The sequence below is a fragment of the Chelatococcus sp. XZ-Ab1 genome, assembly GCF_029309855.1.
Taxonomy (GTDB): domain Bacteria; phylum Pseudomonadota; class Alphaproteobacteria; order Rhizobiales; family Beijerinckiaceae; genus Chelatococcus_A; species Chelatococcus_A sambhunathii.
In genome coordinates this window covers 17,499-41,911 of the sequence record NZ_JARKII010000011.1, presented here as the reverse complement: position 1 = coordinate 41,911, position 24,413 = coordinate 17,499, and the positions used below count along the sequence as shown (strand labels likewise).

General features: G+C 64.7%; 20 protein-coding genes and 1 pseudogene. 8 read left to right on the top strand and 13 right to left on the bottom strand.

What is annotated here, in order from left to right; all coding sequences use genetic code 11:
- Positions 1 to 40 precede the first annotated feature (40 nt).
- Both P2T65_RS16180 and P2T65_RS16175 read right to left on the bottom strand, forming a co-directional pair.
- Positions 41 to 820, bottom strand: a complete 780-nt coding sequence (locus tag P2T65_RS16180; RefSeq protein WP_245280605.1) for a 4'-phosphopantetheinyl transferase superfamily protein — start codon at positions 818 to 820, stop codon at positions 41 to 43.
- Complete coding sequence (locus P2T65_RS16175; RefSeq protein WP_276200194.1) at positions 817 to 1,071, bottom strand: hypothetical protein; 255 nt, start codon at positions 1,069 to 1,071, stop codon at positions 817 to 819. The genes P2T65_RS16180 and P2T65_RS16175 overlap by 4 nt, the downstream gene beginning before the upstream one ends.
- 183 nt (positions 1,072 to 1,254) lie before the next feature.
- Here P2T65_RS16175 and P2T65_RS16170 point away from each other — a divergent pair, with 183 nt between their 5' ends.
- Together P2T65_RS16170 and P2T65_RS16165 are read left to right on the top strand one after the other, a co-directional pair.
- Positions 1,255 to 3,648, top strand: a complete 2,394-nt coding sequence (locus P2T65_RS16170) for a heavy metal translocating P-type ATPase (RefSeq protein WP_276200193.1) — start codon at positions 1,255 to 1,257, stop codon at positions 3,646 to 3,648.
- Between the two features lie 29 nt (positions 3,649 to 3,677).
- A pseudogene (locus tag P2T65_RS16165) lies at positions 3,678 to 3,838 on the top strand (FAD-dependent oxidoreductase); the annotation flags it as partial.
- A 129-nt stretch (positions 3,839 to 3,967) separates the two neighbouring features.
- Here the strand turns inward: P2T65_RS16165 and P2T65_RS16160 are convergent.
- Genes P2T65_RS16160 through P2T65_RS16145 form a run of 4 tightly spaced genes read right to left on the bottom strand, consistent with a single transcriptional unit; the run spans position 3,968 to position 7,614 of the window.
- Positions 3,968 to 4,717, bottom strand: coding sequence for an ABC transporter ATP-binding protein (locus P2T65_RS16160; protein WP_055460435.1), 750 nt, complete (start codon positions 4,715 to 4,717; stop codon positions 3,968 to 3,970).
- A gap of 11 nt (positions 4,718 to 4,728) precedes the next feature.
- Complete coding sequence (locus P2T65_RS16155) at positions 4,729 to 5,499, bottom strand: ABC transporter permease (RefSeq protein ID WP_276200192.1); 771 nt, start codon at positions 5,497 to 5,499, stop codon at positions 4,729 to 4,731.
- Between the two features lie 29 nt (positions 5,500 to 5,528).
- On the bottom strand, positions 5,529 to 6,668 hold the full coding sequence (locus P2T65_RS16150; protein ID WP_276200191.1) for a glycosyltransferase family A protein: 1,140 nt from the start codon (positions 6,666 to 6,668) through the stop codon (positions 5,529 to 5,531).
- Complete coding sequence (locus P2T65_RS16145) at positions 6,649 to 7,614, bottom strand: glycosyltransferase family 2 protein (protein WP_276200190.1); 966 nt, start codon at positions 7,612 to 7,614, stop codon at positions 6,649 to 6,651. The genes P2T65_RS16150 and P2T65_RS16145 overlap by 20 nt, the downstream gene beginning before the upstream one ends.
- Positions 7,615 to 7,982: 368 nt before the next feature.
- Here P2T65_RS16145 and P2T65_RS16140 point away from each other — a divergent pair, with 368 nt between their 5' ends.
- Positions 7,983 to 9,815: a glycosyltransferase gene (locus P2T65_RS16140; protein WP_276200189.1), complete on the top strand. Its 1,833-nt coding sequence runs from the start codon at positions 7,983 to 7,985 to the stop codon at positions 9,813 to 9,815.
- A gap of 33 nt (positions 9,816 to 9,848) precedes the next feature.
- Here P2T65_RS16140 and P2T65_RS16135 read toward each other — a convergent pair whose 3' ends face one another.
- A complete protein-coding gene (locus P2T65_RS16135; RefSeq protein ID WP_276200188.1) occupies positions 9,849 to 12,887 on the bottom strand; it encodes a glycosyltransferase in 3,039 nt (1,012 codons plus the stop codon).
- 159 nt (positions 12,888 to 13,046) lie between these two features.
- On the bottom strand, positions 13,047 to 14,678 hold the full coding sequence (locus P2T65_RS16130) for a class I SAM-dependent methyltransferase (protein ID WP_276200187.1): 1,632 nt from the start codon (positions 14,676 to 14,678) through the stop codon (positions 13,047 to 13,049).
- 297 nt (positions 14,679 to 14,975) lie between these two features.
- On the opposite strand from P2T65_RS16130, the gene rfbB reads away from it, so the two are divergent.
- From rfbB to P2T65_RS16105, 5 genes are all read left to right on the top strand, one after another.
- Positions 14,976 to 16,037 (top strand): dTDP-glucose 4,6-dehydratase, encoded by a 1,062-nt coding sequence (rfbB, locus tag P2T65_RS16125; protein ID WP_276200186.1) that lies wholly within the window; start codon positions 14,976 to 14,978, stop codon positions 16,035 to 16,037.
- A 23-nt stretch (positions 16,038 to 16,060) separates the two neighbouring features.
- Entirely contained in the window at positions 16,061 to 16,618 is a 558-nt protein-coding gene (rfbC, locus tag P2T65_RS16120) for a dTDP-4-dehydrorhamnose 3,5-epimerase (RefSeq protein ID WP_276200185.1), read from the top strand.
- Positions 16,619 to 16,629: 11 nt separating this feature from the next.
- On the top strand, positions 16,630 to 17,538 hold the full coding sequence (gene rfbD, locus P2T65_RS16115; protein ID WP_276200237.1) for a dTDP-4-dehydrorhamnose reductase: 909 nt from the start codon (positions 16,630 to 16,632) through the stop codon (positions 17,536 to 17,538).
- Positions 17,535 to 18,455, top strand: coding sequence for a glucose-1-phosphate thymidylyltransferase RfbA (rfbA, locus tag P2T65_RS16110; RefSeq protein ID WP_055460510.1), 921 nt, complete (start codon positions 17,535 to 17,537; stop codon positions 18,453 to 18,455). The genes rfbD and rfbA overlap by 4 nt, the downstream gene beginning before the upstream one ends.
- A gap of 154 nt (positions 18,456 to 18,609) precedes the next feature.
- Positions 18,610 to 19,575, top strand: coding sequence for an isoaspartyl peptidase/L-asparaginase (locus P2T65_RS16105; protein ID WP_055460429.1), 966 nt, complete (start codon positions 18,610 to 18,612; stop codon positions 19,573 to 19,575).
- A gap of 22 nt (positions 19,576 to 19,597) precedes the next feature.
- Here the strand turns inward: P2T65_RS16105 and P2T65_RS16100 are convergent, their stop codons facing one another.
- The 5 genes from P2T65_RS16100 to gsiC form a co-directional block, all read right to left on the bottom strand.
- Positions 19,598 to 20,464 carry a D-amino-acid transaminase gene (locus P2T65_RS16100; protein WP_055460428.1) on the bottom strand — a complete coding sequence of 289 codons (867 nt, stop codon included), beginning with the start codon at positions 20,462 to 20,464 and terminating at the stop codon, positions 19,598 to 19,600.
- A gap of 77 nt (positions 20,465 to 20,541) precedes the next feature.
- Entirely contained in the window at positions 20,542 to 21,357 is an 816-nt protein-coding gene (locus P2T65_RS16095) for a M55 family metallopeptidase (RefSeq protein WP_055460427.1), read from the bottom strand.
- Positions 21,354 to 22,448, bottom strand: a complete 1,095-nt coding sequence (locus P2T65_RS16090; protein WP_276200236.1) for a P1 family peptidase — start codon at positions 22,446 to 22,448, stop codon at positions 21,354 to 21,356. The genes P2T65_RS16095 and P2T65_RS16090 overlap by 4 nt, the downstream gene beginning before the upstream one ends.
- A 5-nt stretch (positions 22,449 to 22,453) precedes the next feature.
- Complete coding sequence (gene gsiD / locus P2T65_RS16085) at positions 22,454 to 23,359, bottom strand: glutathione ABC transporter permease GsiD (RefSeq protein ID WP_071924253.1); 906 nt, start codon at positions 23,357 to 23,359, stop codon at positions 22,454 to 22,456.
- 7 nt (positions 23,360 to 23,366) lie between these two features.
- A complete protein-coding gene (gsiC, locus tag P2T65_RS16080; RefSeq protein WP_055460425.1) occupies positions 23,367 to 24,287 on the bottom strand; it encodes a glutathione ABC transporter permease GsiC in 921 nt (306 codons plus the stop codon).
- Between the last annotated feature and the right edge of the window lie 126 nt (positions 24,288 to 24,413).

The window sequence follows — 24,413 nt, the reverse complement described above, 5'->3', positions numbered from 1 at the left end:
ATGACCTTGGACGAGGCGCGGCGGCGAGCCGCACAGCGTGTCAGAGGCGCATGCGCCAGAGATGCAGCCGCTTCGGAACGCCGTCGGAGGCAAGGGCCGCATAGACCGGCGGCACCGACAGGTCGGTGAGCCACCACCCCGGCTGACCGGACGGATCGACGTCAAAGAACGCCCGGAACGGCGCCGCCTCGGGCTCAGTGCCGACGAAGAACGCATGCAGCGGCAAGTGCAGCCCCACACCCATGGCCTTGGTCAGCGCCTCCTTGCGCGTCCAGCAGCGCAGGAAGACGTTTTGCTTCGCGGCAGGGGCACGTTCGCCGGCGATGGCCAGCCATTCATTCACATGGAAATGCTGACGCGCGATCTCGTCGATATCGTCCATGACGCGCGCCACCTCGATGTCGATGCCCACACGCATGCCGGACGCAACGGCGATCAGCGCCATGTCCGCACTGCGCGAGGTATTGAAATCGAGGCCCTGGACACGCGCCCCTTCCCGATCGGCAAGGCACGGCCGCCTGATCCCGGTCTCACCGAAGGCGATGTCGCCGGCCGCACAGCCCAGATAGCGAGCAAGCACGAGGCGGCGCAGGATCCGCGCACGGCTGAAGCGCGCGCCATCGTGCGCGAAGCGGTAACGCGCCGCCTTCGCCACCTCGTCGGAGCCAAGGATTCCCTCCGCCTGCGCCCAGTCGCCCTCGTCGAGAGCTGCACTCCAGACGTGCACTTCGCCGTCCGCGGGCCAGGGCGGCACGCCGGGCCCGATCGGCCAACGGTCAGGTGGTCCCGCATCATGGGTAGCTGGTTGGATCATCGTCACCGCAGGCAACACACCGTTTCGGCACGCCGCCCCGCGAGGAAGAGCTGCACGGGCGAAGTGAGCAGGAACTGCCGATGTTCCTCACCCGTCTCTTCGCAGGGGAGCCTGGAGAAATTCATGATCAGCCGCAGCCCGAGCCTGTTGGCGCAATGGATCACATTTCCTCGGATGCAATCGATAGACCTCCCCGCCATGCCGCCGCTGCCGCCGCTGCCGCCGCCGGTGAGCGGCGCGGGGCTCAGCAGTTCCATCCGGGGAAGCAACGGCAACTCGACGATCTCAGTTGTTATTCTGATAGGTCAGTTTGCATCACTCGTCGACCGACCTCGGGAAATGAGGCGTTAACGATCGTGAACCGCCACCGAATGGTCGCTTGACCTTCCCACCGTGGAAGGGGCGATGCTTTGGCCACAACGCCAAGGCAGAGGACCGGCATGAGACATTCGCACGGTGGTCCTGACGGCCACGCCGACGATCGCGCACCTGGTGCCCACGCGGGGCACCACCATCGTGACGGACCTGCGGGCGAGGCCGGGACGGTGAAGGATCCGGTCTGCGGAATGATGGTGAACCCGCACACCACGCCGCACCGGGCGCAGCATGCCGGCCGCACCTATTATTTCTGCTCATCCGGGTGCCGCTCGAAATTCGAGGCGGAGCCGGCGCGATACGCCGGGCCGGGGGCGGGGCAAAAGGCCCGGGGCGTCCCCGAGGGACAGACGATCTACACCTGCCCGATGCATCCGCAGATCCGCCAGGTGGGGCCGGGATCGTGCCCGATCTGCGGCATGGCCCTGGAGCCGGTCGTGGCCGAAGGGGACGGTGGCCACAGCCACGAACTCGTCGACATGAGCCGCCGGTTCTGGATCGGCCTCGCCCTGTCCCTGCCGATCGTTGCTCTGGAGATGGGCGGCCACCTGACCGGCCTCGGCCACTATCTCAGGCAGCAGCAGTCCAACTGGGTCCAGTTGCTCCTCGCGACGCCGGTCGTGCTGTGGTCCGGCTGGCCGTTCTTCGTGCGCGGCTGGCACTCGCTCGTGAACCGCAGCCTCAACATGTTCACGCTCATCGCCATGGGCACCGGCATCGCCTGGCTCTACAGCCTTATCGCGACGCTCGCCCCCGGCATCTTCCCCACCGCCTTCCGCGGGGGAGACGGGTCGGTCGCCGTCTACTTCGAGGCCGCCGCCGTGATCACCGTCCTCGTCCTCCTCGGACAAGTGCTCGAGCTCAAGGCGCGCGAGAATACCAGCGGGGCGATCCGCGCCCTGCTCGATCTCGCGCCAAGGACGGCCCGCCGGATCGGACCGGACGGAACAGAGGAGGAGGTCCAGCTCGATGCCATCGTGGCGGGCGACCGTCTCCGGGTGCGCCCGGGGGAGAAGGTGCCGGTCGACGGCGAGGTCGTCGAAGGGCGCAGTTCCGTCGACGAGTCCATGGTCACCGGCGAGTCGATGCCCGTGACCAAAGAGGTCGGCACCAAGGTCATCGGCGGCACGATGAACCGGTCCGGCGCGCTCGTCATCGAAGCGCGGAAGGTTGGTCGCGACACCATGTTGTCGCAGATCGTCCAACTCGTGGCCGAGGCGCAGCGCAGCCGCGCGCCCATCCAGCGGCTGGCCGACGAGGTCTCGAGCTATTTCGTGCCGGCGGTGATCGTTGTGGCGCTCCTCGCCTTCGCGGCCTGGGGCGTCTGGGGGCCCGAACCACGCCTCGCCTTCGGCCTCGTCGCCGCCGTTTCGGTGCTCATCATCGCCTGCCCCTGCGCGCTCGGCCTCGCCACCCCCATGTCGATCATGGTCGGCATCGGGCGGGGCGCCCAGGCAGGTGTGTTGATCAAGAACGCCGAAGCCCTGGAGCGCATGGAGAAGGTCGACACGATCGTGGTCGACAAGACGGGCACGCTGACCGAAGGCAAGCCCGCCGTCACGGCGGTCGTGCCGGCACCGGATTTCACCGAGGACGAGGTGCTGCGCCTATCGGCCAGCGTCGAGCGAGCGAGCGAGCATCCGCTCGCCGTGGCCATCGTCGAGGCGGCCGAGCGACGCGGCATCGCGACGGCTCCGGTTGCCGACTTCGACTCGCCGACCGGCAAGGGTGCGCTCGGCACGGCCGACGGCCACCATGTCGTGCTCGGCAACAAGGCCTTCCTCGCCGAGCACGGCATCGATGCCGCGCCGCTCGAGCAGCAGGCGGACGACCTTCGGCAGGACGGCGCCACGGCCATCTTCGTCGGCATCGACGGCCGTATCGCCGGCGCCATCGCCATCGCCGACCCCGTCAAGGCCTCGACGCCGCAGGCGCTCGCCGGCCTCGCCGCCGAGGGCATCCGCGTGGTGATGCTCACGGGCGACAACTGGACGACCGCCCGGGCCGTCGCGCGCCGGCTCGGCATCGAGGAGGTCGAGGCCGAGGTGCTGCCGGACGGGAAGAGTGCCGTGGTGGAGCGCTACAAGAGCGCCGGGCGCACCGTCGCCATGGCCGGCGACGGCGTGAACGATGCCCCGGCGCTTGCGACGGCCGACATCGGCATCGCCATGGGAACCGGCACCGACGTGGCCATGGAGAGCGCCGGCGTGACCCTGCTCAAGGGCGACCTGACCGGGATCGTTGAGGCACGGCGCCTGTCGCGCGCCACCATGGGCAACATCCGGCAGAATCTGTTCTTCGCCTTCATCTACAATGCCCTTGGCGTGCCGGTTGCCGCGGGCGTCCTTTATCCCTTCCTCGGCATCCTGCTCTCGCCGGTCATCGCGGCGGCGGCCATGGCGCTTTCGTCCGTGAGCGTCATCGGCAACGCCATCCGCCTGCGGGCGATGAAGCTCTGACGGCCGGGCGGGGACATCGCCGCAGGCCCGGCGAGCCCTTGCCGGTCGAAGCCGTGGCGCCGATGCTGATGATCGCCTCGCGCGTGCCGCCCTCATCGCACCGGTCGCTATCGGCGCGGGGCGCAAGCTCTCCTTCAAGCAGTTCGGCAACGGCACGGTGCTGATCGGCGGCGGCCATCTCGCAACGCCCTGCCCGCCCGCGCAACCATCGGCATCGCCGACCTCGGCGCCGGAGCGCTCATCGAGGTGGTTGCCGCCGCCGCGAAAGGCCGAGTGCTCATCCGCCCGGCGAGACGCCGCACTCGCAAGCTGATTGTCGTTACGGCTGCTGCCCTTGCTGATACGCGGCCAGTATTTCGTCCACGGCGCCTTCGCGAGCGACGCACCCTCCTTGGAGAAGGATCGCCCGATTGCAGTATTGCCGTATCATTTGCGCGGAATGCGAGGCGAGAACCATGATGCGCGCGTTGTCGATCATGTGCTCGAGGCGCTCCCGCGCCTTGCGGGCAAATGTCTGATCGCCGACGCTAATGAACTCGTCCATCAGCAGTATGTCCGGTACACGGGCCGTGGAGATGGCGAAGGCGAGGCGCAGGCGCATGCCGCTCGAATAGGTGCGCATCGGCAGATGCATGAAGCCGCCAAGTTCGGAAAACTCTTCGACTTCCGGAATCCGACTGCGCGCCTCGGCGATCGACATGCCCAGGAAGACACCGCGCAGCACCACGTTGTCTGCCCCGGTCAGTTCCATATCCATGCCCATCGTCATGTCGAGCAGGGACGATACGCGGCCCTTGATCTCGGCAGCGCCGGTGGACGGCTCGTAAGCGCCCGAGAAGACGCGCAAGAGTGTCGATTTGCCAGCGCCATTGTGGCCGACGAGAGCAAGCCGGTCACCCGGAGCGAGGTCGAGAGTGATGTTCTGCAGCGCGCGCACGGTGACGGCACCATCGTCGTCCGCCTGGACCGTGCCGCCAACACGGGCGAGAAGACTGCTGCGAAGCGACCTGCTGCGCGAGTTGTAGATAGGGAAGGCGACGGAGGCGTCGCGCAGCTTGATGGAGGGCATTGCTGCCTCCTTCACAACCAGTAGACGATGCGCGCGCGAAAGCGTGCAAAAAGCGGGGCCGCGACCAGCGCCATGATGGCGATAATGACGAAGGCCCGGCCATAGAGATCCCAGCTCGGCCATTTGCCGTGAAGCGGCTCTACGACGAGCATCAGGAAAATGGCAAAGGGGTTGTAGCCGACAATGTAATGGGCCTTTTCGCCAAGCTGCTCGACGCGCCACATGATGGGCGTCAGAAAGAAAGCAACCTGCAGAAGACTCTGGATGATCTGTGGCAGATCGCGAAATCGCGTGCACAGGAGACCGATCGTGATCGCAGCGAGGAAGGCCGCAAGCAGCAGGACAACCAGCGCCGGCAGGACGAAGGCGGCGGTGGCGGGAAGCGCCACCCCAAACGCCAGATAGACCAGCACGATGATAACTACGTTGTGCGCCAGCACGAGAAGCTGGCGCACGAGGACACGCATCACAAAGGCGGTTTTCGGAAGAGCCTGCTGTCCGAGATAGTGTCCGGCTTGCGTGAAGACCGTCGTGCTGTCGGTCAGGATACCTGCAACCAACGTCCAGAAGACAATGTTCACAGACAGATAAGGTATGTATTCGTCGACCGGATGATTGAACAGATACGCGTATACGATGCCGATTCCCGCCACGAAGATGCCGGTGCTTAGTGTAATCCAGAACTGTCCGAAACGGGAGCGCTTGTAACGCTGCCTGATGTCATTGAGGCCGAGCAGCAGCCACATCTGCCAGGCACCGAACCCCGCCAGAAGGTCGTCCACGGCACGCCGCCAGTCCGTTCTACTTGGTGTCAGGGCCATTCTGTCGCACGAGGATGGGAAGGTGGGAGAGCTTGGTTGGTCGGATCAACGTCGAGGCCACGGCAGACGGCTTGGCGCTCTTGCCACGGAGGGCTCAAGCGTCTGGCCTTCGCGGCGCCAAGCATGGGCCGTGACGTACGCCGCGCATGCTGGCGCAGGCCGTGGGCTGCGCGCAGGCATGCACCGCCGACGACAGGCAGCGAGGCGATATGGAGAATGGCCGCGCCGATGCGGCGGCGATTGGGCCGCAGATGGGACAGGAGTTCGCGCAGGCCGGCCCGGGCGAGCGCAGCCGCTTCCCGATTGCCGGCCCGATCTGCCATTGCCCAGCGGGCCAGCAGGGTCCAGCAGAAGCGCGGGGCGATTAGGTCGCGTGACGGAAACCGTTGCTCCTCCGGTCGGTCCGGGAAGCCGGCAAGGAGCTTGCGCGCGTAGATCATCAGCGACCGTTCCATCCTGACCGCATGCGAGGCCGCCCCTTCGTGCCTGCGTCGCAGCACCGTGGGCGCGTCCACATGGATGTTGTGGAAACCGGCGCACATCAGACGCAGGAAGAGGTCGTCATCCTCATAGCCGCTGAGACGCTCGTCGAAGCCGCCGACCGCCGTGAAGGCGTGACGGGAGACGAGGGCCGCCGACGGAAGCACGAACATATCCTGCGCAAGGCATTCATCGAGGCTTCGTTTGGGATGCCGTCCCGGCCGGCCACGCAGGAGGGACGGCTCGAGCAGGCGCCCGCCCGCATCGACGACGGCAACGTCGCTGTAGGCCCAGCCGGTCCGGTCCGTGCCGCCGTCCACAGCTGCCTTGAGATTGGCAAGATGCTGCGGGCACCACACGTCATCCTGGTCGAGGAAGGCGATCCAGTCGCTGCGAGCTTCGGCAACGCCGATATTGCGGGCCGCGGATTGCCCGCCGTTCGGCCTGCGCAGGAGACGCAGCGGCAGACGGCCGGCAAAGCGCAGGACCCGGTCCGGGCCGTCGTCGGTCGAGCCGTCATCGACGACGACGACCTCCTGCGGCGGAGCGCTTTGCGCGCAAACGCCCGCCAGAGCCTCCTCTATATGGGCCGCGCCGTTGAACAGTGGGATGACCACGGCGAGCTCAGTCTTATTCTCGCTGTTTGGCATCGTTCTGCGTCCGCGGCAGACTGACGGCGATTGTATCATCCACTTTCGCGCTATCGCGCCCGACTGTGCGCATCAGACGCACGCCGTCTCGAAAGCCACGGCCGATCGCGACAAGGGCATGGCGACGATACCTGCCGTTCATGGCATAGATCATCGTCTGCAGACCGATATAGGGGAGCATCCTGAGCTTCCAGCGAAGCGGTACATGGATCATACCCAGCATGTGCACCTGATTGCGAACATATGTGTACAGCCTCGATGGCGGCTGTTCCAGCACCGAAAGCCTGAGGAGCGGGACGGTCAGCACGCCGCGCCCGAGTCGGTGTTCCATCGGCGCATCGAGAGCAACCCAGCACGAATAGCCCCGGTGCCACGCCCGAAAGCACCATTCAATATCGAGGCCATCGATGAAGAAATCCTCTCGGAAGGGGCCGACCGCATCAAAGGCGTCAAGGGCAACAAGAGAGCCCGAGGAGATGACGAAATCCGCCGCCACTACCCTGGGCGAACCGTCTTCCCTGGACCGTCGAAAAAGGCGCACATCTTTAAATTCGGTGCTCTGTCTGCGTGGGCCGATCGGTCGCGGCCCCACGACGGCCACCTGGTGCCCTGCAGCCGATAGCGCACCGAATTTCTGGGTCAACTGTGACACCGTCTCAGCGTGGGGTACTGAATCCTGATCACAGATGAACACCGCGTCCGCCCCGAGGCTCCGGGCGCGCTCCAACAGGTAATTGTAGGCGCGGCCTAGACCGACATTCTCGTCCGATTGAAAAATCTCGATGCAATCACCATCGCCCAGCGCTGTCAGTTGCCGTCGTTCGCCCATGGCCATGGGGTAATTGGCAAAGATCAGAACCCGATCTGTCGATGTGACGAGAACGTCGACGAGACGCTGCAGGAGCTCCAGGCTCGGCCAATAGGTCACAACACCCGAAACAACCATCGTCTACAAAAGCTCGCACACCATAGAATCGCCTGCAAGAGGGCTCACCGCGGGCGGAAGCGATGTGAACCATGCCCCGGCAGCATCCGAAAATCCTTTTGCATGAGAGATCAGAATAAGGCAATGACTTCGGCGCAGCACGTCCAAAATCGCTTACAAGCCATGCGCAGCTGTCATGCATGATCGAACAGCCTGAGACATTTGTATTGCAATCAAGCCGCATAGCCTCTGAACGGCTTCCCAGGTGGACATCTGCGCTGCGACAGTGAACAGCATCTCTTCGCCAACGGCGATGCTGCGATCAGGCGATTCGCCAAGCATCAGCGCTGATCCAATTCGCCGGTGCAGTTAACTCTTGGAGTTGAACCTTGCTGCTATTTCCTCCACCGTCCGGCCGCTGGCGCCTCATCGACCGGCTGCGCCGGGCGGCCAAATCGTTTCCCCTGGCAGTCAAGGCCAAGCGCCGGCTCGATGCCCTGGTCGCGCGGCGGCGGGGACCGGACGCCCGCTATGCCGCCTGGGTGGCGCGCCAGTACCCGGGGCCGCAGGAGCGGGCGCGCATCGCGGCGGACGTCGCCGCCATGACCAACCCGCCGCTCATTTCCGTGCTGATGCCGGTGTACGAGACGGACCCGTGCTGGCTCGGCGCCGCAATCGGATCGATCCGTGCCCAGCTCTATCCCCATTGGGAGTTGTGCCTGTCCGACGATGCCTCGACGCGCGCCGACGTGCGCGCCATGCTCATGGCGGCGGCCGCGGAGGACGGGCGTATCAAGCTTCATCTGCGCGCCGAACGAGGCCACATCAGCGCCAACACCAACTCGGCTCTTGCCCTGGCGAGCGGCGAGTTCGTCGCGCTCGTCGATGCCGACGACGAACTGCCACCGGACGCGCTCTACTGGATCGCGCGCGAAATCGTCGCACATCCGGACGTCGACATGATCTTCTCCGACGAGGACAAGATCAATGCGAAGGGCCGGCACTTCGATCCCCACTTCAAGGGCGACTGGAACCCGTCCTTGATGCTCGGCCAGAACGCCTTCTCGCATCTCGGCGTCTTCCGCCGCTCGCTTGTCGCTGCGGCGGGCGGGCTGCGGGAGGGCTTCGAAGGCTCCCAGGACCACGACCTCGCGCTGCGCTGCGCCGAGCTGACGGAGCCGGCGCGCATCCGCCACGTGCCGCGCGTGCTCTATCATTGGCGCGCCCTGCCGCAGTCGACCGCGTCGTCGCCCGCGGTCAAGCCCTATGCCTGGCAGGCCGGGCGCCGTGCGATCCTCGAGCACCTCGCTCGACAGGGCATCGCGGCTGAAGTCGAGCCCGGCGTCGGCGGCTTCTACCGCGTGCGCTATGCCCGGCCCGCGGATTGGCCGCTTGTCTCCATCATCGTGCCGAGCCGCCTCGGCGAGGTCGCCCGCCGCTCGCTCGATGCGCTATTCGCCGGCTCCACCTATCCGCATTTCGAGGTGATCCTTGCCGTGGGAACGGGTGATGCCGCCCGGCCCGAGGCTGCGGCCTACCTCGCCGCCCTGGGCGGGCAAAGGCGGCTGCGCGTGGTCACCTACGAGCGGGCACCCTTCAACTATTCCTGGGTCAACAACCACGCTGCGCGCCAAGCGCGGGGGGATTATCTCTGCTTCCTCAACGACGACGTGACACCGATCACGCCCGACTGGCTGGAGGAGATGGTGCTGCGCGCCCGACTGCCGGGGGTAGGGGCGGTCGGGGCGATGCTCTATTACCCCGACGACACCATCCAGCATGCTGGCGTCATCCTCGGCATCGGTGGCGTGGCGGATCATGCCCACCGGCACGTGCGGCGCGGCAGCCCGGGCTATTTCGGCCGGGCGGCGCTCGACCAGGACCTATCCTGCGTCACCGCCGCGGCGATGGTGATGCCGCGGCGCCTCTTCGAGGCGCTCGGCGGCTTCGACGAAGCGCTGCCCTGCGCCTTCAACGACGTCGACCTGTGCCTGCGCATCCGCCGGGCGGGCCAGCGCATCCTGTGGACGCCCCAGGCCGAGCTCTATCACCACGAATCGCTGACCTTCGGCCCGCACGATTCGCCCGAGCGCACGGGCCAGTTCCTCAAGGACGTGGCCGAGATGCGCCGCCGCTGGGCGACAGCGCTCGATGCCGATCCGTTCTACAATCCGAACCTGTCGCGAGATATACGGTGGCAGTGGGGGGTCGATCAGCGATAATGGGCTACTTGTCCAAGATCATGCTATTCACACTCAGGCATCCGTCCTACTCGGAAAACCGTCACCTCTGATTTCGAATCCTTCGCTCTCTATGACAATCCCGAACAGTCGCTCAAAAATATGGGCGGTATTTTTTGAGTCTTTCGTGCGCATATGCCGAGATTCAAAGTCTTTTGGCTGCATATTCAACGCCTTCAAGCGCTCGAACGGATAAGCTCTAGCAAAGAACATAGATCCGCCTATATAATTACTACCCCCTTCCACTCCGCATCTTCTACGCCATTCAGGTAAATTGTAATTTTGCTCCTCGTTATTATCTCTTGTCGAAAAAATAAACCTGCCAGCTCCTATGCAGCCTAGCTTCTTATCATTTATAAAGCTCTGCAAATTTCTCTCGAAAACTGCCTTTGAGCCAATTATAGCCCGTATCAACTCATCTCTCCATCGATAACCTGGCACTCTTATACCATAAACATAATCCTCCCCAGGCCCTCGAGCGTTCTTGGTGTGGATTTTGAGTACGAAATCATAATTTGACAACCGAACCTGCTTAAGGACATGCAAGAATGGAAAAACATCATAGCCGACGTTTTGCACGATAAGTATCTTCGCCTCCTTCCATCTGCACAGGATGCGGCGCTCTGTTAGCTCGTGCCGTTCAGTCATGGTAATATATAAATCATACTTACATTTACAGATATTATTCAATGACTCCATTATAAAGTCGATTTGCTCCCTGTAATATAAATGAACATGTACAAGCACGCGTGGTAGATACTCGTACCACTTGCCATCCGACGCGGCCGACATCGTCCGGGCAACATCGTTATCTCGCGAGAGGACATCCCGCCGAATTTCATCAATGAACGGAGACGCGTAAGCATACTTCCAGAAAAGATCCGAAAGTACCCACCCTGATTTCGTGTGAGGCTTGTCCGCACTAGCGAAGTGAACGATCTTCGGATCGACGCGCCCGCGCGCATAGTCGAAGAATATACTATCCGGCACAGAACCTCTCAAATACGAGTACTGCTGCATGTACCAGACGTGATTCCAGCACGTTGAGAAAAGGTGGACATCACCGTAAAATATCTTGTTAAATACACACTGGTCAAAAAAGATTGGGCGCCGAATGCTCTCCAAGGCCTCAATCGCCCGACTCGGAAGATCCATATCCCGCAGTCTACGCATGTCAAGAACAAGGACTCCCGCCTGAAAATACTTGTTATAATCATATATTCCAAGTTTATTTTGAATGTATTCGTCAAATCTATTTCCTTTAATTTCCTTTTTACAAAATGCAGCATTAATATTTGCGATGTTCGGGCTTGCTCCAATCGAACACCCCCGAAGATCGATATTATGGAGCTCTTGAACATCGGCCAGGACAAGAATATCAGAATCAAGATATAGGCATCTATCATACGCAGATGATAATATATGCGTAATAAAGCATTTGTTGTATGTTTCAATCGGAACGTATCCATCGATATAAAATACATTCTCCGGAAGCGATTGAATCAATTCGGTCGTGTCATATATTCTGATTGAAACATTCTCACGACCATGCGCCAGACGGCATATTTTAGAAAAGGCGGTTTCTGGCAAACCCTTAGCGAGGATGATAATATCGTAGTTGAAGCTTCTGCTCGCATGCTCAATAAGAGAAAATATTGCTACTCCAAGATATGGAATAAACGCCGAATTCGTAGAAAATACTACGGCAACATTATCGCGATTGAATGCCGGCGCAAGTGGGGGTGACTTTGTCACAACGGCGGACGGCGGCAACCTTTCCGGGTGGAATTCCTTCCTATTAGCGCTATGCTTGACCACCCAAAAGTCGCGATAATATACGCGGCAATTGCCAATCATATGCGCGCGCAACGAAATCTTGTTCTTCCAAAAAACATATGACAAAGAAGCCTGATCACGCGACGGACCGCTACTGTAGACATTCCACCAGTCGCTCATTAGCTTAATAACAAGGGCATCATGATGCCTACGGTAAATCAAGTTGTTTTCGCTCAAGCCGAAATCACGCGGAAACCCTTCTTGCTCGAGAAAGTCGCGATGCGAATCCAGCAAAGATCTATCATCCGCTGTTGTTTGCGGACGATTAAGTAGAATATCAATTTCACTATATGCACAGCACCTTGCAAAATGCCAGGGCAAAAGAATATTAGAATTGCGTGTCGAAATTTGATTGAAGATGTATCCGCTTATGATATTTATGTTACCATCAATATATATACTTTCAGCATGCGACGGAAACAAAACGTGGGGATGCATTTTGCACCAGCGATTTTTTCTAACCGAGTCCAACTCGGCAGCTGGCACCGGACGGATTTCCCAGACCCCAACGCTGCCCTTGCGGATCAGCTCGGAATTATCGGTGAAGCAGACGTAATCCCATTCCGGTTGGATATGGTACGGCTGCATAAGCTCATCGTAATTGTCCATGATGCACGTATAAATAACCTTGTCGGAAGATCGACTTGGCCTAGTAGAAACATAAGATCTAATCAATTCTTCCCTGGGAATCCAGATATTCTCGTCGAACTGATACCCTGAAAACCGGAGATGATTGAGAAAATACTCGATCTTGCTGCATCCGACCTGCCGCTGATCGACTTGAATAGGCAGGAAGCGCGATGGTTCGTGGCCGTGTCTCCAGCCTTCCTGCAGGTAGTAGTCGAGAGGGAAGAATGGCTCATTACGCGGCCGATTGATTTTACTGTTGATGTAGCACTCATAGTACCTAGATAAGTACCATTTTTCATCATACAGGCCCGATTCCAACACCTCCTGCCGCAGCGCCCAGTAGCTAGTATCCGAGTGACGAGAAGAGGATTGCTGTGGCGGAAAGTTCGAATTCCGTTGCGGCAAACCAAGCTCACGCGCTTCCGAGCCGGAGGGGTTGGTAATCCCCTGCTTCTGATGACGACGCCCCAGCCTCTGTCCAATCCAAAGATAATGCTCCAGAGGGTCCATCCCCAACGCCTTCACGTCGGGATAGGTCTCTAGATACCACTTGACGTCGAACGCACCAGAAGCGCGAAGCGCCTCCATGTCCTTTTTTGTAAAGCCCCGCACGACAGTCCCCGGTTGCCTCATTCGATAGACAGTGAATGGTGCATAAAGCACAGGCAGGGGGCGCATCAAGCCCCGGCCGCTGCCTGCTGGGGAAATGGGGAGCGCCGCCGGGGCGCCACCGGCAATAGGGAGCGGTCAGGCCGCCGGGGCGCGCCCCTCGATGCGGCCGTGGGCGAGATAGTGCACCAGCGGATTGAGGCCGGCGTCGCGCACATCGGGATTGGCGGTAAGATAGCCGCTGCTGCTGAAGGCCGGCGAAGGGGCGCGTCCCTCCTGGCCGCCGAAGAGGAGGAAATGGTCGAGCGGATCGGCGCCGGCGCCGGCCACGTCCGGGTTCTGGGCAAGATACCATTCGGCATCGAAGAACCCCGACGACTGCACGAGATGGCGCAGCCGGCGGTGCCGGCGCCGCCGCCCGCCGAAGGGCGAGGCCGCGCGGCGCAGGGCGAGGGTTGCCCGCCATGTCCGGCTCGCTTCGAGCCTGGCGAGCTTCTCGGCGAGGGCAGCGGCCCGAGCGCCCGCCGTTTCGGCTTGCGCCTCCTTCTCCGCGAGCAGCCGCGTGAGCGTGGCGATCTCGTCGAAGCGTTCGGCGACATTTGCCCTGAGCTGCGCCACCTCGCTTTCGCGTGCCTTTGCCGCCTCGCCCCGAGTCCGGGCTGCTGCCAATTCCCGATTCGTCTCGGCGAGGCGGGCCTGGAATTGTCCTACTTCCGCCTGCAGCGCCTCGCTCCGATCCGCCGCGCGGGCGGCGGCATCCTGCGCCTCGCGCAACTTTTCCGCCGCCTCCGCCTCGTTGTCGGCCAACCGGCGCGACAATGCTTCGAGATCCCGCACGCGCTCGTCGGCCTCCGCCTCGAGCCGCTTCACCGCGGCCTCGAGCGACTTAACCTGTGCGTCCGCCTGGGCTTCGCGCCCCTCGGCGGAGGCTTTGAGCTCGGCAAGCTGCTTCCTGGCCGCTGCCAGATCAGCGCTGAGCTGCTTCTCGTTGTCGTCCCGGCGCTGGGCCGCGAAGGCATCGGCGCAGCCGCGGCCGAGCCGGGCGAAAACCTCTCGGATGGCCTGTCGCGAGGCCGCGTGCCCGTCCGCCTCGAACAGGCGGCGCAACGGCGCCTTCTGCGTCTTGCCCAAACCGACGACACCCAGCCCGTGGCCATGCACGAATTCGAAGGTGGGGTATTGCGCCTTGAGGTCTTCGAACAGCCGCGCGACGCCGAAGCCGCGCTCGCGCACGTTGGTATCGTGGAAGATCACGACGGCATCGTCGGCAAGCTTGCCACGCCAGCTTTCGAAATCGTGGCTGACCGCCTCGAAGGTGTGCAGCCCGTCGATATGCAGGAGGTCGATGGAGCCGTCGGCGAAATGGTCGAGCGCCTCATCGAAGGTCGACCGAACGAGGCGCGAAAAGCCGGAGTAATGCGCGTCGTTATGCGTGCGCACCGCGGCATGGACCTCCTCGCCGTAGAAGCCGGCGTGCTCGTCCCCCTTCCAGGTGTCAATCGCGTAGCAGCGCGTATCGAGCGCAAGGCGCTCCACCGCCTGGCAGAATGCGAAGTAGGAAGCGCCGTAATGCGTCCCGAGTTCGACAAAGACGCGCGGCCGGTGCGCCTCGGTGAGCCAGAAGGCGAAGGGCAGGTGCTCGAGCCAGGCCGACTTCGCCAGATAGGCCGGACGCCAGAACATCGACCGCTGCAGCACCGGCTGCAATGCATTCAGTGCATCGACGGGAGCGGGCGCGTTGGCGGCGGAATATTGAACGGCCTTGTTCACGTCCGGCTCTCCTGCACTGTAGGCCGCGCCCGGCACCGGGGCCCGAGGCGGCAACTCGCTGGGACCGGACATATAAGCGGCTTGATCGTCCCTCTCAAGCTACCAGGAAAAACTGATCGGAACATTGCAGCGCTGCAATGGTGCCCGTGGCGGGGTTGCATGTGTCCCGCCAAGGTGCCAAAAAACGGCCCCGATGCGGGGGCGCTGCCTGATTTGCGCACCATCCGCTAACTTTATCGTGGCCTCTGCGCCGTCCACTTGTTGTCACGGGCTGCTGCAGGCCGTTCGGGAGGAGCCATGGCACGACGCTTTCTGGTCACCGGCGGCGCAGGGTTCATCGGCTCGGCAGTCGTGCGGCGTCTCATAGCGGAAACCGAGCACGAAGTCCTTGTGCTCGACAAGCTGACGTACGCCGGCAATCCCGATTCGCTCGCGCCCGTGGCGGGCAGCAACCGCTTCCACTTTCTCAAGGCCGACATCTGCGACCGCGCGGCCGTGGGCACGGCGATGGCGGATTTCTCGCCCGATGTGGTCATGCATCTCGCCGCCGAAAGCCATGTCGACCGCTCCATCGACGGGCCGGCTGCCTTCGTGACGACCAACGTCGTCGGCACGACCACCTTGCTGGAGGCGGCGCTCGCCCACTGGCGCACCCTGCCGGAGGGGCGTCGCCGGGATTTCCGTTTCCATCACATCTCGACGGACGAGGTCTTCGGCTCGCTGGGACCGGAGGGCTACTTCACCGAGGCAAGCCCCTACGACCCGCGCTCGCCCTATTCTGCCTCGAAGGCGGCGAGCGACCATTTCGTGCGCGCTTTCCACCACACCTACGGCCTGCCCGTCGTGGTGACGAACTGTTCCAACAACTACGGGCCCTACCATTTCCCCGAAAAGCTCATCCCGTTGATGATCCTCAACGGACTCGAAGGGCGGCCGCTGCCGGTCTACGGCACGGGCGACAATGTACGCGACTGGCTCTATGTCGACGACCACGCGCGGGCCTTGCTCATCGCGGTGCAAGAGGGAGCTGTCGGCGCCACCTATTGCATCGGCGGCCACAACGAGCGCAGCAACATCGAAGTTGTGCGCGCCATCTGCGCGCTGCTCGACGAGATGGCGCCCGATCCGACCATCGGCCCGCGCGAAACGCTGATCACTTTCGTGGCCGACCGGCCGGGCCACGACCGGCGCTATGCCATCGATGCCGGGCGCATCGCTGCCGAACTCGGCTGGCGGCCGGCCGAGAGCTTCGAAAGCGGCCTCGCCAAGACGGTGCGCTGGTATCTCGACAACCGCGACTGGTGGCAGCGCGTGCGCAACGGGATCTATCGCGGCGAGCGGCTGGGCACGGGCGCCTGAGAGCAATAACGGATCGAGGAGCCATGCTGACCATCGAGGACACCGCCATCCCGGCGGTGAAGATCATCACCACCCGGCGCTTCGGCGACGAGCGGGGCTTCTTCACGGAGACCTGGAACCGCCGCCGCTTCGCCGAGGCTGGCATCGATCTCGATTTCGTGCAGGACAACCATTCGCTCTCCGGTCCCGCCGGGACCGTGCGCGGGCTGCATTTCCAGAGCCCGCCCTTCGCCCAGGACAAGCTCGTGCGCGTCGTGCGCGGCCGCATCTTCGACGTCGCGGTCGACATCCGCCGGTCTTCGCCCACCTACGGCCGCCACGTGGCGGTGGAGCTGTCGGCCGAAAACGGGCGCCAGCTCCTCGTGCCGGTCGGCTTCGCGCACGGCTTCTGCACGCTCGAGCCGGACACCGAGGTGATCTACAAGGTCACCGCCTATTACGCGCCCGAGCACGACCACGGCCTCGCCTTCGACGACCCCGATCTCGCGATCGACTGGCCGGTGACACGCGCGGCGGCCATCCTGTCCGGCAAGGACCACACCCATCCGCGCCTCGCCGAGCTGCCGGAGTATTTTTCGTGAGCGCGCAGCCGCTGCGCATCGCCGTCACGGGCCGCGAGGGCCAGGTGGCGCGGGCGCTCGTGGAGCGCGGCCGCGCCCTCGGCGTCGAGGTCGTTCCCCTCGGCCGGCCGGCGCTCGACCTGGTGGCGCCCGCAACGATCCTGCCGGCCCTCGCGGCCGCGGCGCCGCAGGTCATCGTCAATGCGGCCGCCTATACGGCCGTCGACAAGGCCGAGAGCGAGCCGGAGCTCGCCCATGCCGTCAACGAAGCGGGCGCCGGCGCGGTCGCGGCGGCGGCGGCGCGGCTCGGGGTGCCGGTGGTGCATCTGTCGACGGACTACGTCTTCGACGGGCACATCGGCCGGCCGCACCGGGAGGAGGACGCGCCTTCCCCGGTGAACGTCTACGGCCGCTCGAAGCTGGCAGGCGAAGCCGCGGTCGCCGCAGCCGCGCCGGACCATGCGATCTTGCGGGTCGCCTGGGTCTATAGCCCCTTCGGCCGCAATTTCGTCCGCACCATGCTGGCGCTCGCGGCGAGCCGCGAGGTCCTGCACGTCGTCGCGGACCAGCACGGTGCCCCGACCTCCGCCCTCGCCATCGCCGACGGCGTCATCGCGGTGGCGCGCAATCTCGTGGCGCGGCCGGGCGAGGTGGCGCTGCGCGGCCTCTTCCACATGAGCGCGGCGGGTGAGGCGACCTGGGCCGATCTTGCCGAGGCCGTCTTTGCCGAAAGCGCGACGCGCGGCGGCCCCGCCGCCCGCATCGAGCGCATCGGCACGGCCGATTATCCGACGCCCGCGGCCCGCGCGCCGGACACGCGGCTCGACTGTAGCCGGATCGCGGCGGTGCACGGCGTTGCGCTGCCGCCCTGGCGCGTCTCGCTCGCCGGGGTCGTGGCGCGCTGCCTTGCCGCCGAAGAAGGGAAATGGAGAAGGGCATGAAGGGCATCATCCTTGCTGGCGGCAGCGGCACGCGGTTGCATCCGATGACGCATGTCGTCTCCAAGCAGTTGCTGCCGGTCTACGACAAGCCGATGATCTATTACCCGCTGACGACGCTGATGCTCGCCGGCATCCGCGAGATCATGGTCATCTCGACGCCGGCCGACCTGCCGCGTTTCCGACAGCTGCTCGGCACCGGCGAGCAGTGGGGCCTTGCCCTGACCTATGCCGAGCAGCCACGTCCCGAAGGGCTGGCACAGGCCTATCACATCGCGGCCGATTTCGTGGCGGGCGGCCCCTCCGCCCTCATCCTCGGCGACAATCTCTACTTCGGCCATGGCCTGACGGATCTTCTGCAGCAGGCACGACGACAGGCCCTGTCCGGGGGCGCAACGGTCTTCGCCTACCACGTCAAGGATCCGCAGCGGTACGGCATCGTGGAGTTCGACGAGGACGGGCAGGCCCGCACCATTGAGGAGAAGCCGGTGACGCCGCGCTCCAGCTGGGCGGTGACCGGCCTTTATTTCTACGACGCCGATGTGGTTGACATTGCCCGCAATCTCAAGCCCTCGACACGGGGCGAACTCGAGATCACCGATGTCAACCGCGCCTATCTGGAGCGCGGCAAGCTGTCTGTCCTGCCCATGGGGCGCGGCTATGCCTGGCTCGACACCGGCACGCCGGATAGCCTCGTCGAAGCGGCCGAATTCGTGCGGACGCTCGAGAAGCGCCAAGGCTTCCGCATCGCCTGTCCGGAGGAAATCGCCTTTGCCATGGGTCATATAGACCGCGCCCAGCTGCGCGCTCTCGGCGAGGCCCTCGGCAAGAGCGACTATGGTCGCTACGTCCTCGCGCTGGCGGACGACAGCGGCAACGTTCGAGGGCGTCGGACGAAGGTTCGTACCGCTGACGCATAACCCGGGTAAGCTGCGCGCAATAACGCCGGTACAGCGCCGATGAACAGGTCTCGGCCGTGAACATCGGCGCGCGACAGGATAGGGTTGCGATCACGAATCGCGGCCGGCGCTCGCTGCCGGCCCTTATCTGAACCATCTATCAGCGAGGTCATTGATGAGGCCGATCGCGCTTGCCATCCATGGCGGCTGTGGCGTCATGGCGAAGCTCGACCTGAGCGAGGACGAATGGATGGCCGCGCGCGCCGATCTTGCGCGATCGCTGCAGGCGGGCTGGGCGGTCCTGACGGGCGGCGGCAGTGCGCTCGATGCGGTCGAGGCCGCGGTGGTGGTGATGGAAGACTCACCCCACTTCAATGCCGGTCACGGGGCGGCGCTCAACGCGGCGGGCGAGCATGAGCTCGACGCCGCCATCATGGACGGCAGCACGCTCGCCGCCGGGGCGGTGGCCGCCGCCAGGCGCATCCGTAATCCGGTGAAAGCGGCGCGCGCCGTCCTGGAGAGCGGTGAGGCCGTGATGCTAGCCGGCGGAGCCGCCGACGCCTTTGCGCGCGAGTCCGGCCTCGCCGTCGTCGACCCCTCGTATTTCACCACGGAGCGGCGCCTCGAGGCGCTCGCCCGGATGAAGGCCCGCGCCGCGGCCGGTACCACGCGACTGGCGAGCGAGGCGGAGAAGCACGGCACGGTCGGCGCAGTGGCATGCGACGGCGCCGGTCGGCTCGCCGCGGCGACCTCGACCGGCGGCTATACCAACAAGCCCGTCGGGCGCGTCGGCGATTCACCCATCATCGGCGCCGGCACCTATGCGCGCGACGGCATCTGCGCCGTCTCGGGCACGGGCAAGGGGGAGTATTTCATCCGCCACGCGGTCGGCCACGAGGTGGCGAGCCGCATGGCCTATCTCGGCGAAAGCCTCACGGCTGCGGCGGCCAAGGTCATCCACGAGGACCTCGCGCCCTACGGCATCGGCGCCGGCCTCGTCGCGGTCGCGGCCGATGGCTCCGTCACGGCACCCTACAACACGGACGGCATGTTCCGTGGCTGGGTGACGGCGGAGGGACGCTTCCATGTCGCGTCCCATGCAGAGGTGTTCGAGGTGACGGAAGAATTCGCCCGGCCTTGAGGCCGGGCGAGAGCGGGGCCGGTCACCGGCCCTCGAGCGCGGCCTCGATGTAGAGCTGGCGCAGTTCGCGGGTGAGCGGCCCCGGGCTGCCGCCGCCGATCGGCCGGCCGTCGATGGACGTGACCGGCATGACGAGGCTGGAAGCGCTGGTGAAGAACGCCTCCTCAGCCGCGAGCGCCTCCTCCACGGTGAAGGGACGTTCGACGAAGGTCAGGCCCTTTTCTGCGACGAGACGCAGCACGGCACGGCGGGTCACGCCCGGTAGCACGGCGTGGGACAGGGGGCGCGAGACGATCTCACCGGCCTTGGTGACGATGAAGGCGGTGGAGGAGGCCCCCTCCGTGACCGTCCCGTCCTCGACCATCCAGGCCTCGTTGACGCCCGCGGCAGCCGCCGCGCGCTTGGCGAGCACCTGGGCAAGGAGAGAGGTCGACTTGATGTCGCGCCGGGCCCAGCGCAGGTCGGGCACGGTGATGACGGCGGCACCCTTCGCCAGCGCTGCACTGGTGCGCACGGACTTTGCCTGGGTGAACATCACCACCGTCGGCGTGAGGCCGGCGGGAGAGAGGAAGTCACGCTCGGCAACGCCGCGCGTGACCTCGAGATAGATGAGGCCCTCCGAGAGATTGTTGCGGGCGACGAGCGCCTGCTGGATCTCCGTCCACGCCTCGCGCGAATGCGGATTGGGAATGTCGATCTCGCCGAGCGAGCGCTCGAGCCGCGCCAGATGCGGCTCGTTGTCGATCAGGTGCCCATCGAGGACCGCCGTCACCTCATAGATGCCGTCGCCGAAAAGGAAGCCGCGGTCCATGACCGGGATGGAAGCGGTCTCGATGGGGAGGAAGGCCCCGTTGACGTAGACAATGCGCGGCGCGGAAGTCTCTGCCATGGCTGGAATGTCCGATCTGTTGGCGGGCGTGGAGCGGCAAGGGAAGATCTGCGTCCTTGCAAGGGGAATGCGGCGCGTCAGCGCAGCATGGTCGACATCGCCGAGAGCGAATTGACGATACGCACCGCTGCCTCGACGGTTGGCGCCTCGAAGCCGATCTCGTCGCCGGACAGGCGGCTCAGCGTCGGCCACTGACAGAAGAGATCGGCAAGCGCGGGCGTCTGCGTGCGGATGTGCGCCGTGATGGGACCGGGCAAACGGAACGGCGGCGCCGGCGGGCAGACGAGCGCCTCCTTCACGCCGGCGCGGATCGCCGCACGCGCCCGCTCCGGCGAGAGGCTGATGCCGCTGTTGCAGCCGGTGGCGCGCTTTGTCTCGACGAAGACGGTGTGCGGGAACAGCTCGCGGTTCTCGTCGATGAAGACGTCATCGCCGCTCGCCATGACGACGGGCGCGCCATATTCGCCGGCAAGCGCGCCGTAGATGCCGGCCTCGCCGAGTTCCAGCCCGTTGAATGCGATGCGGGCGAAGGCGAAGCTGTTGATGGTGTGGGCGAGGATGCCGCGACCATGGGCCCGCGAGTGATAGCCGATGAGGCAGACGGCATTCACCCCCTCCTCGACGCCCGCAACCATGCTGAGATAGCGCGGCTTGCCCTGCACGACCCGGGCGCGCGCGTCGAGCCGCTCGGCCGGCATGTTGCGAAAACCGCCGTGGGAATCGTTGACGATGACCTCGCGCGCACCGGCCTCGAAGGCCCCGGCCACGGCCGCATTCGCCTCTTCCGCCATCAGCAGGCGGGCCCGCTCGTATTCGCCGTTGCCGGCGCGCGTCTGCTCGGGGTGGTAGACGCCGGCAACGCCCTCGATGTCGACGGAGATGAGAACCTTCATGGGGTGCGCTCCGAAAGGAGGGAGGGGAGATCGGGCATCACCTCGAGCAGCGCCTGCCGCCGGTGGCCGTCACGGCCGGTGACCGTCTCAGCTCGCCAAAGCGCATGGATGATGGCCTGCTCGGTGCTGTCGGCGACAGCCTGGAACAGTGGATCGATGAGCGCGTCATTCAGCATGGCGATGGCCGGCATGGGGCGAGCCGCCTCCTGCGGCAGCGTATAGGCGGTGGAGAAGGCGAGCGCGATGTCGCCGCTGCCGTGGCCGAAGATGGAGCCGGTCCGCGCGAGGCCGGCGGCGCTGCGCAGCGAGAGTCGTCGCAGCTGGCGTGTGTCGAGCGGCGCGTCGGTGGCGATGAGGAGGATGATCGAGCCTTTCTCCTGTGCCTCGCCCTCCCCTCCGGCGGCGTCTTCCCTCGCGGCGGCGAGCCGCTCCGCGAGCACGGGTCCGATGGCCCGGCCAGCGAGTATGAGCTGCGCCGCCCGGCCGAAATTCGCCAACACCAGCGCGCCGACGGTGAAAACGCGGCCGTTCGCCACCTCGGCGCGGCGCGAGGCCGTGCCGATGCCGCCCTTGACGCCGAAGCTCGCCATGCCGCGCCCGGCGCCGACCGCCCCTTCCGCGACATCCGGGCCGGCGGCGGCGCAGGCGCCGCGGTAATGCAGATCTCCGACGGCCATGGCCTGAATGTCGTTGAGGTAGCCGTCGTTGCACTCGAAGACGAGCGGATTGACCGTCGGCAGGCGCCGCCCGCATTGCGGATTGGCCGCGATCGTCTGGCGGATCTGCGCCTCGGCCACGGCGGCGACCGAGAAGGTGTTGGTGAGCGCGATCGGCGTCTCGATGACGCCGAGTTCCTCCACCTGCACGAGGCCGATGCTCTTGCCGAAGCCGTTGATCACGCTCGCCGCCGCCGGCACCCGGTCGCGGTAGAGGTCCCCCGCGTGCGGACGCACCACCGTGACGCCGGTCTGCACGGAACCGTCGGCGAGCGTCGCATGGCCGACGCTGACGCCGGCAACGTCGGTGATCGCGTTGCGCGGGCCGGCTGTGAGCGTGCCGACATGCAGCGGGGTGGCATCCCGGACGGACATGATGCTCATTTGCGGTCAATCTTCGGGTCGAGCGCGTCGCGCAGCCCGTCGCCGAGCAGGTTGAAGGCGAGCACCGTGAAGAAGATGGCAAGGCTCGGGAAGAGCGCCACATGCGGCGCGTTGACCATGTCGGCGCGCGCGTCATTGAGCATCGCGCCCCATTCCGGCGTCGGCGGCTGGGCGCCGAGACCGAGGAAGGAGAGGCTCGCGGCCGTGATGATCGAGGTGCCGAGGCGCATCGTGAAATAGACCACGATGGAGGAGACGGTGCCCGGCAGGATGTGGCGCACGAGGATGGTCCAGTCGGAAGCGCCGATGCTGCGAACCGCCTCGACGTAGGTCATGCGCTTCAGGACCAGCGTATTGCCGCGCACGAGGCGGGCAAAGGCCGGCACGGAGAAGACGGAGACGGCGACGACCACGTTGAAAAGCGAACCGCCGAGAATGGCAACGATGCCGAGGGCGAGAAGAATGCCGGGGAAGGCGAAGAGCACGTCGCAGATGCGCATGACGATGCGATCCCACCAGCCCTCGTAATAGCCGGCGAGGAGGCCGAGCGTCGTGCCGACGAGCCCGCCGAGCGCCACAGAGGCAAGGCCGGTGGCAAGCGAGATGCGGGCCCCCATCACGATGCGGCTGAAGATGTCGCGCCCGAGCGGGTCGACGCCGAGCCAGTGCGACCACGACGGGCCAGCATTGAGCTGGTCGTAATCGAAGTAGTTCTCCGGGTCGAACGGCACGATCCACGGCGCCAGCACGGCCAGTAGCGTGAGCAGCACCACGAAGGTGAGCGCTGCGAGCGCCACCGGTTGGCGGCGAAAACGGCGCCAGAATTCCCTTAGGGGCGTGCGTACGGCCTCGCCCGTGGTGCCGGAGGCGGGAGAGACGAGCTCGGTCGCGGTATCGGTCATGGCCGGCTCAGCTGTAGCGGATGGTGGGGTTGATGACGCCGTAGAGCAGATCCACGACGAGATTGATGAGGATGAATTCGAGCGAGAACATCAGCACCAGCGCCTGAATGACCGGATAGTCGCGCTGCGCCACGGCATCGACGAGGAGACGGCCGACGCCCGGCCAGTTGAACACGGCCTCGACGACGATGGAACCGCCCAACAGGAAGCCGAATTGGAGGCCCATCATGGTCACGACCGGAATGAGCGCGTTGCGCAGGCAGTGCTTCAGGATGACGATACGCTCGTTGAGACCCTTGGCCCGCGCGGTGCGGACGAAATCCTCGTGCAGCACGTCGACGAAGGAGGCTCGCGTGAAGCGCGCCATGACGGCCGCGACCGCTGCGCCGAGCGTCAGCGACGGCAGGATGTAGTGCTTCCAGCTGTCGGCGCCGACGGTGGGCAGCCAGCCGAGCCCGACGGAAAAGATTTGCATGAGCAGCATGCCGAGCGCGAAAGCGGGGAAGGAGATGCCGGAGACCGCCAATGTCATGCCGAGCCGGTCCGGCCAGCGGTTGCGAAAGACGGCCGAGGCGATGCCGATCGCCATGCCGAAGACAACGGCCCAGACCATGCTGGTGAGCGTCAGGAGCAGCGTCGGCATGAAGCGCTCGGCGATCTCGGTGGAGACCGGCCGGCGCGTGCGGATGGAGCGCCCGAAGTCGCCCTCGAAGAGGTGGGTGAAATAGCTGACGAACTGCTGCGGCAGCGGCTTGTCGAGGCCGAGTTCGCTGCGCACGAGGGCGAGCGTCTGCTCGTCCGCATCCTGCCCGGCGACGAGCCGCGCCGGGTCGCCCGGCAGCATGTGCACGAAGAAGAACACGAGCACCGAGACGATCAGGAGGGTGGGGATGAGCCCCAGCAGCCGTTTGAGGAAATAGTGCAGCATGGCTCCGGATCGACCTGGCTGGACAAGCTACGGGACGCGTTGCAAGCGGGCGGCGTCCTTCTCCCCCGCATCGGATCTCGGGTTTTCCCGAGATCCGCAATATTCTTGCGCAAGTTGGGCATGCCC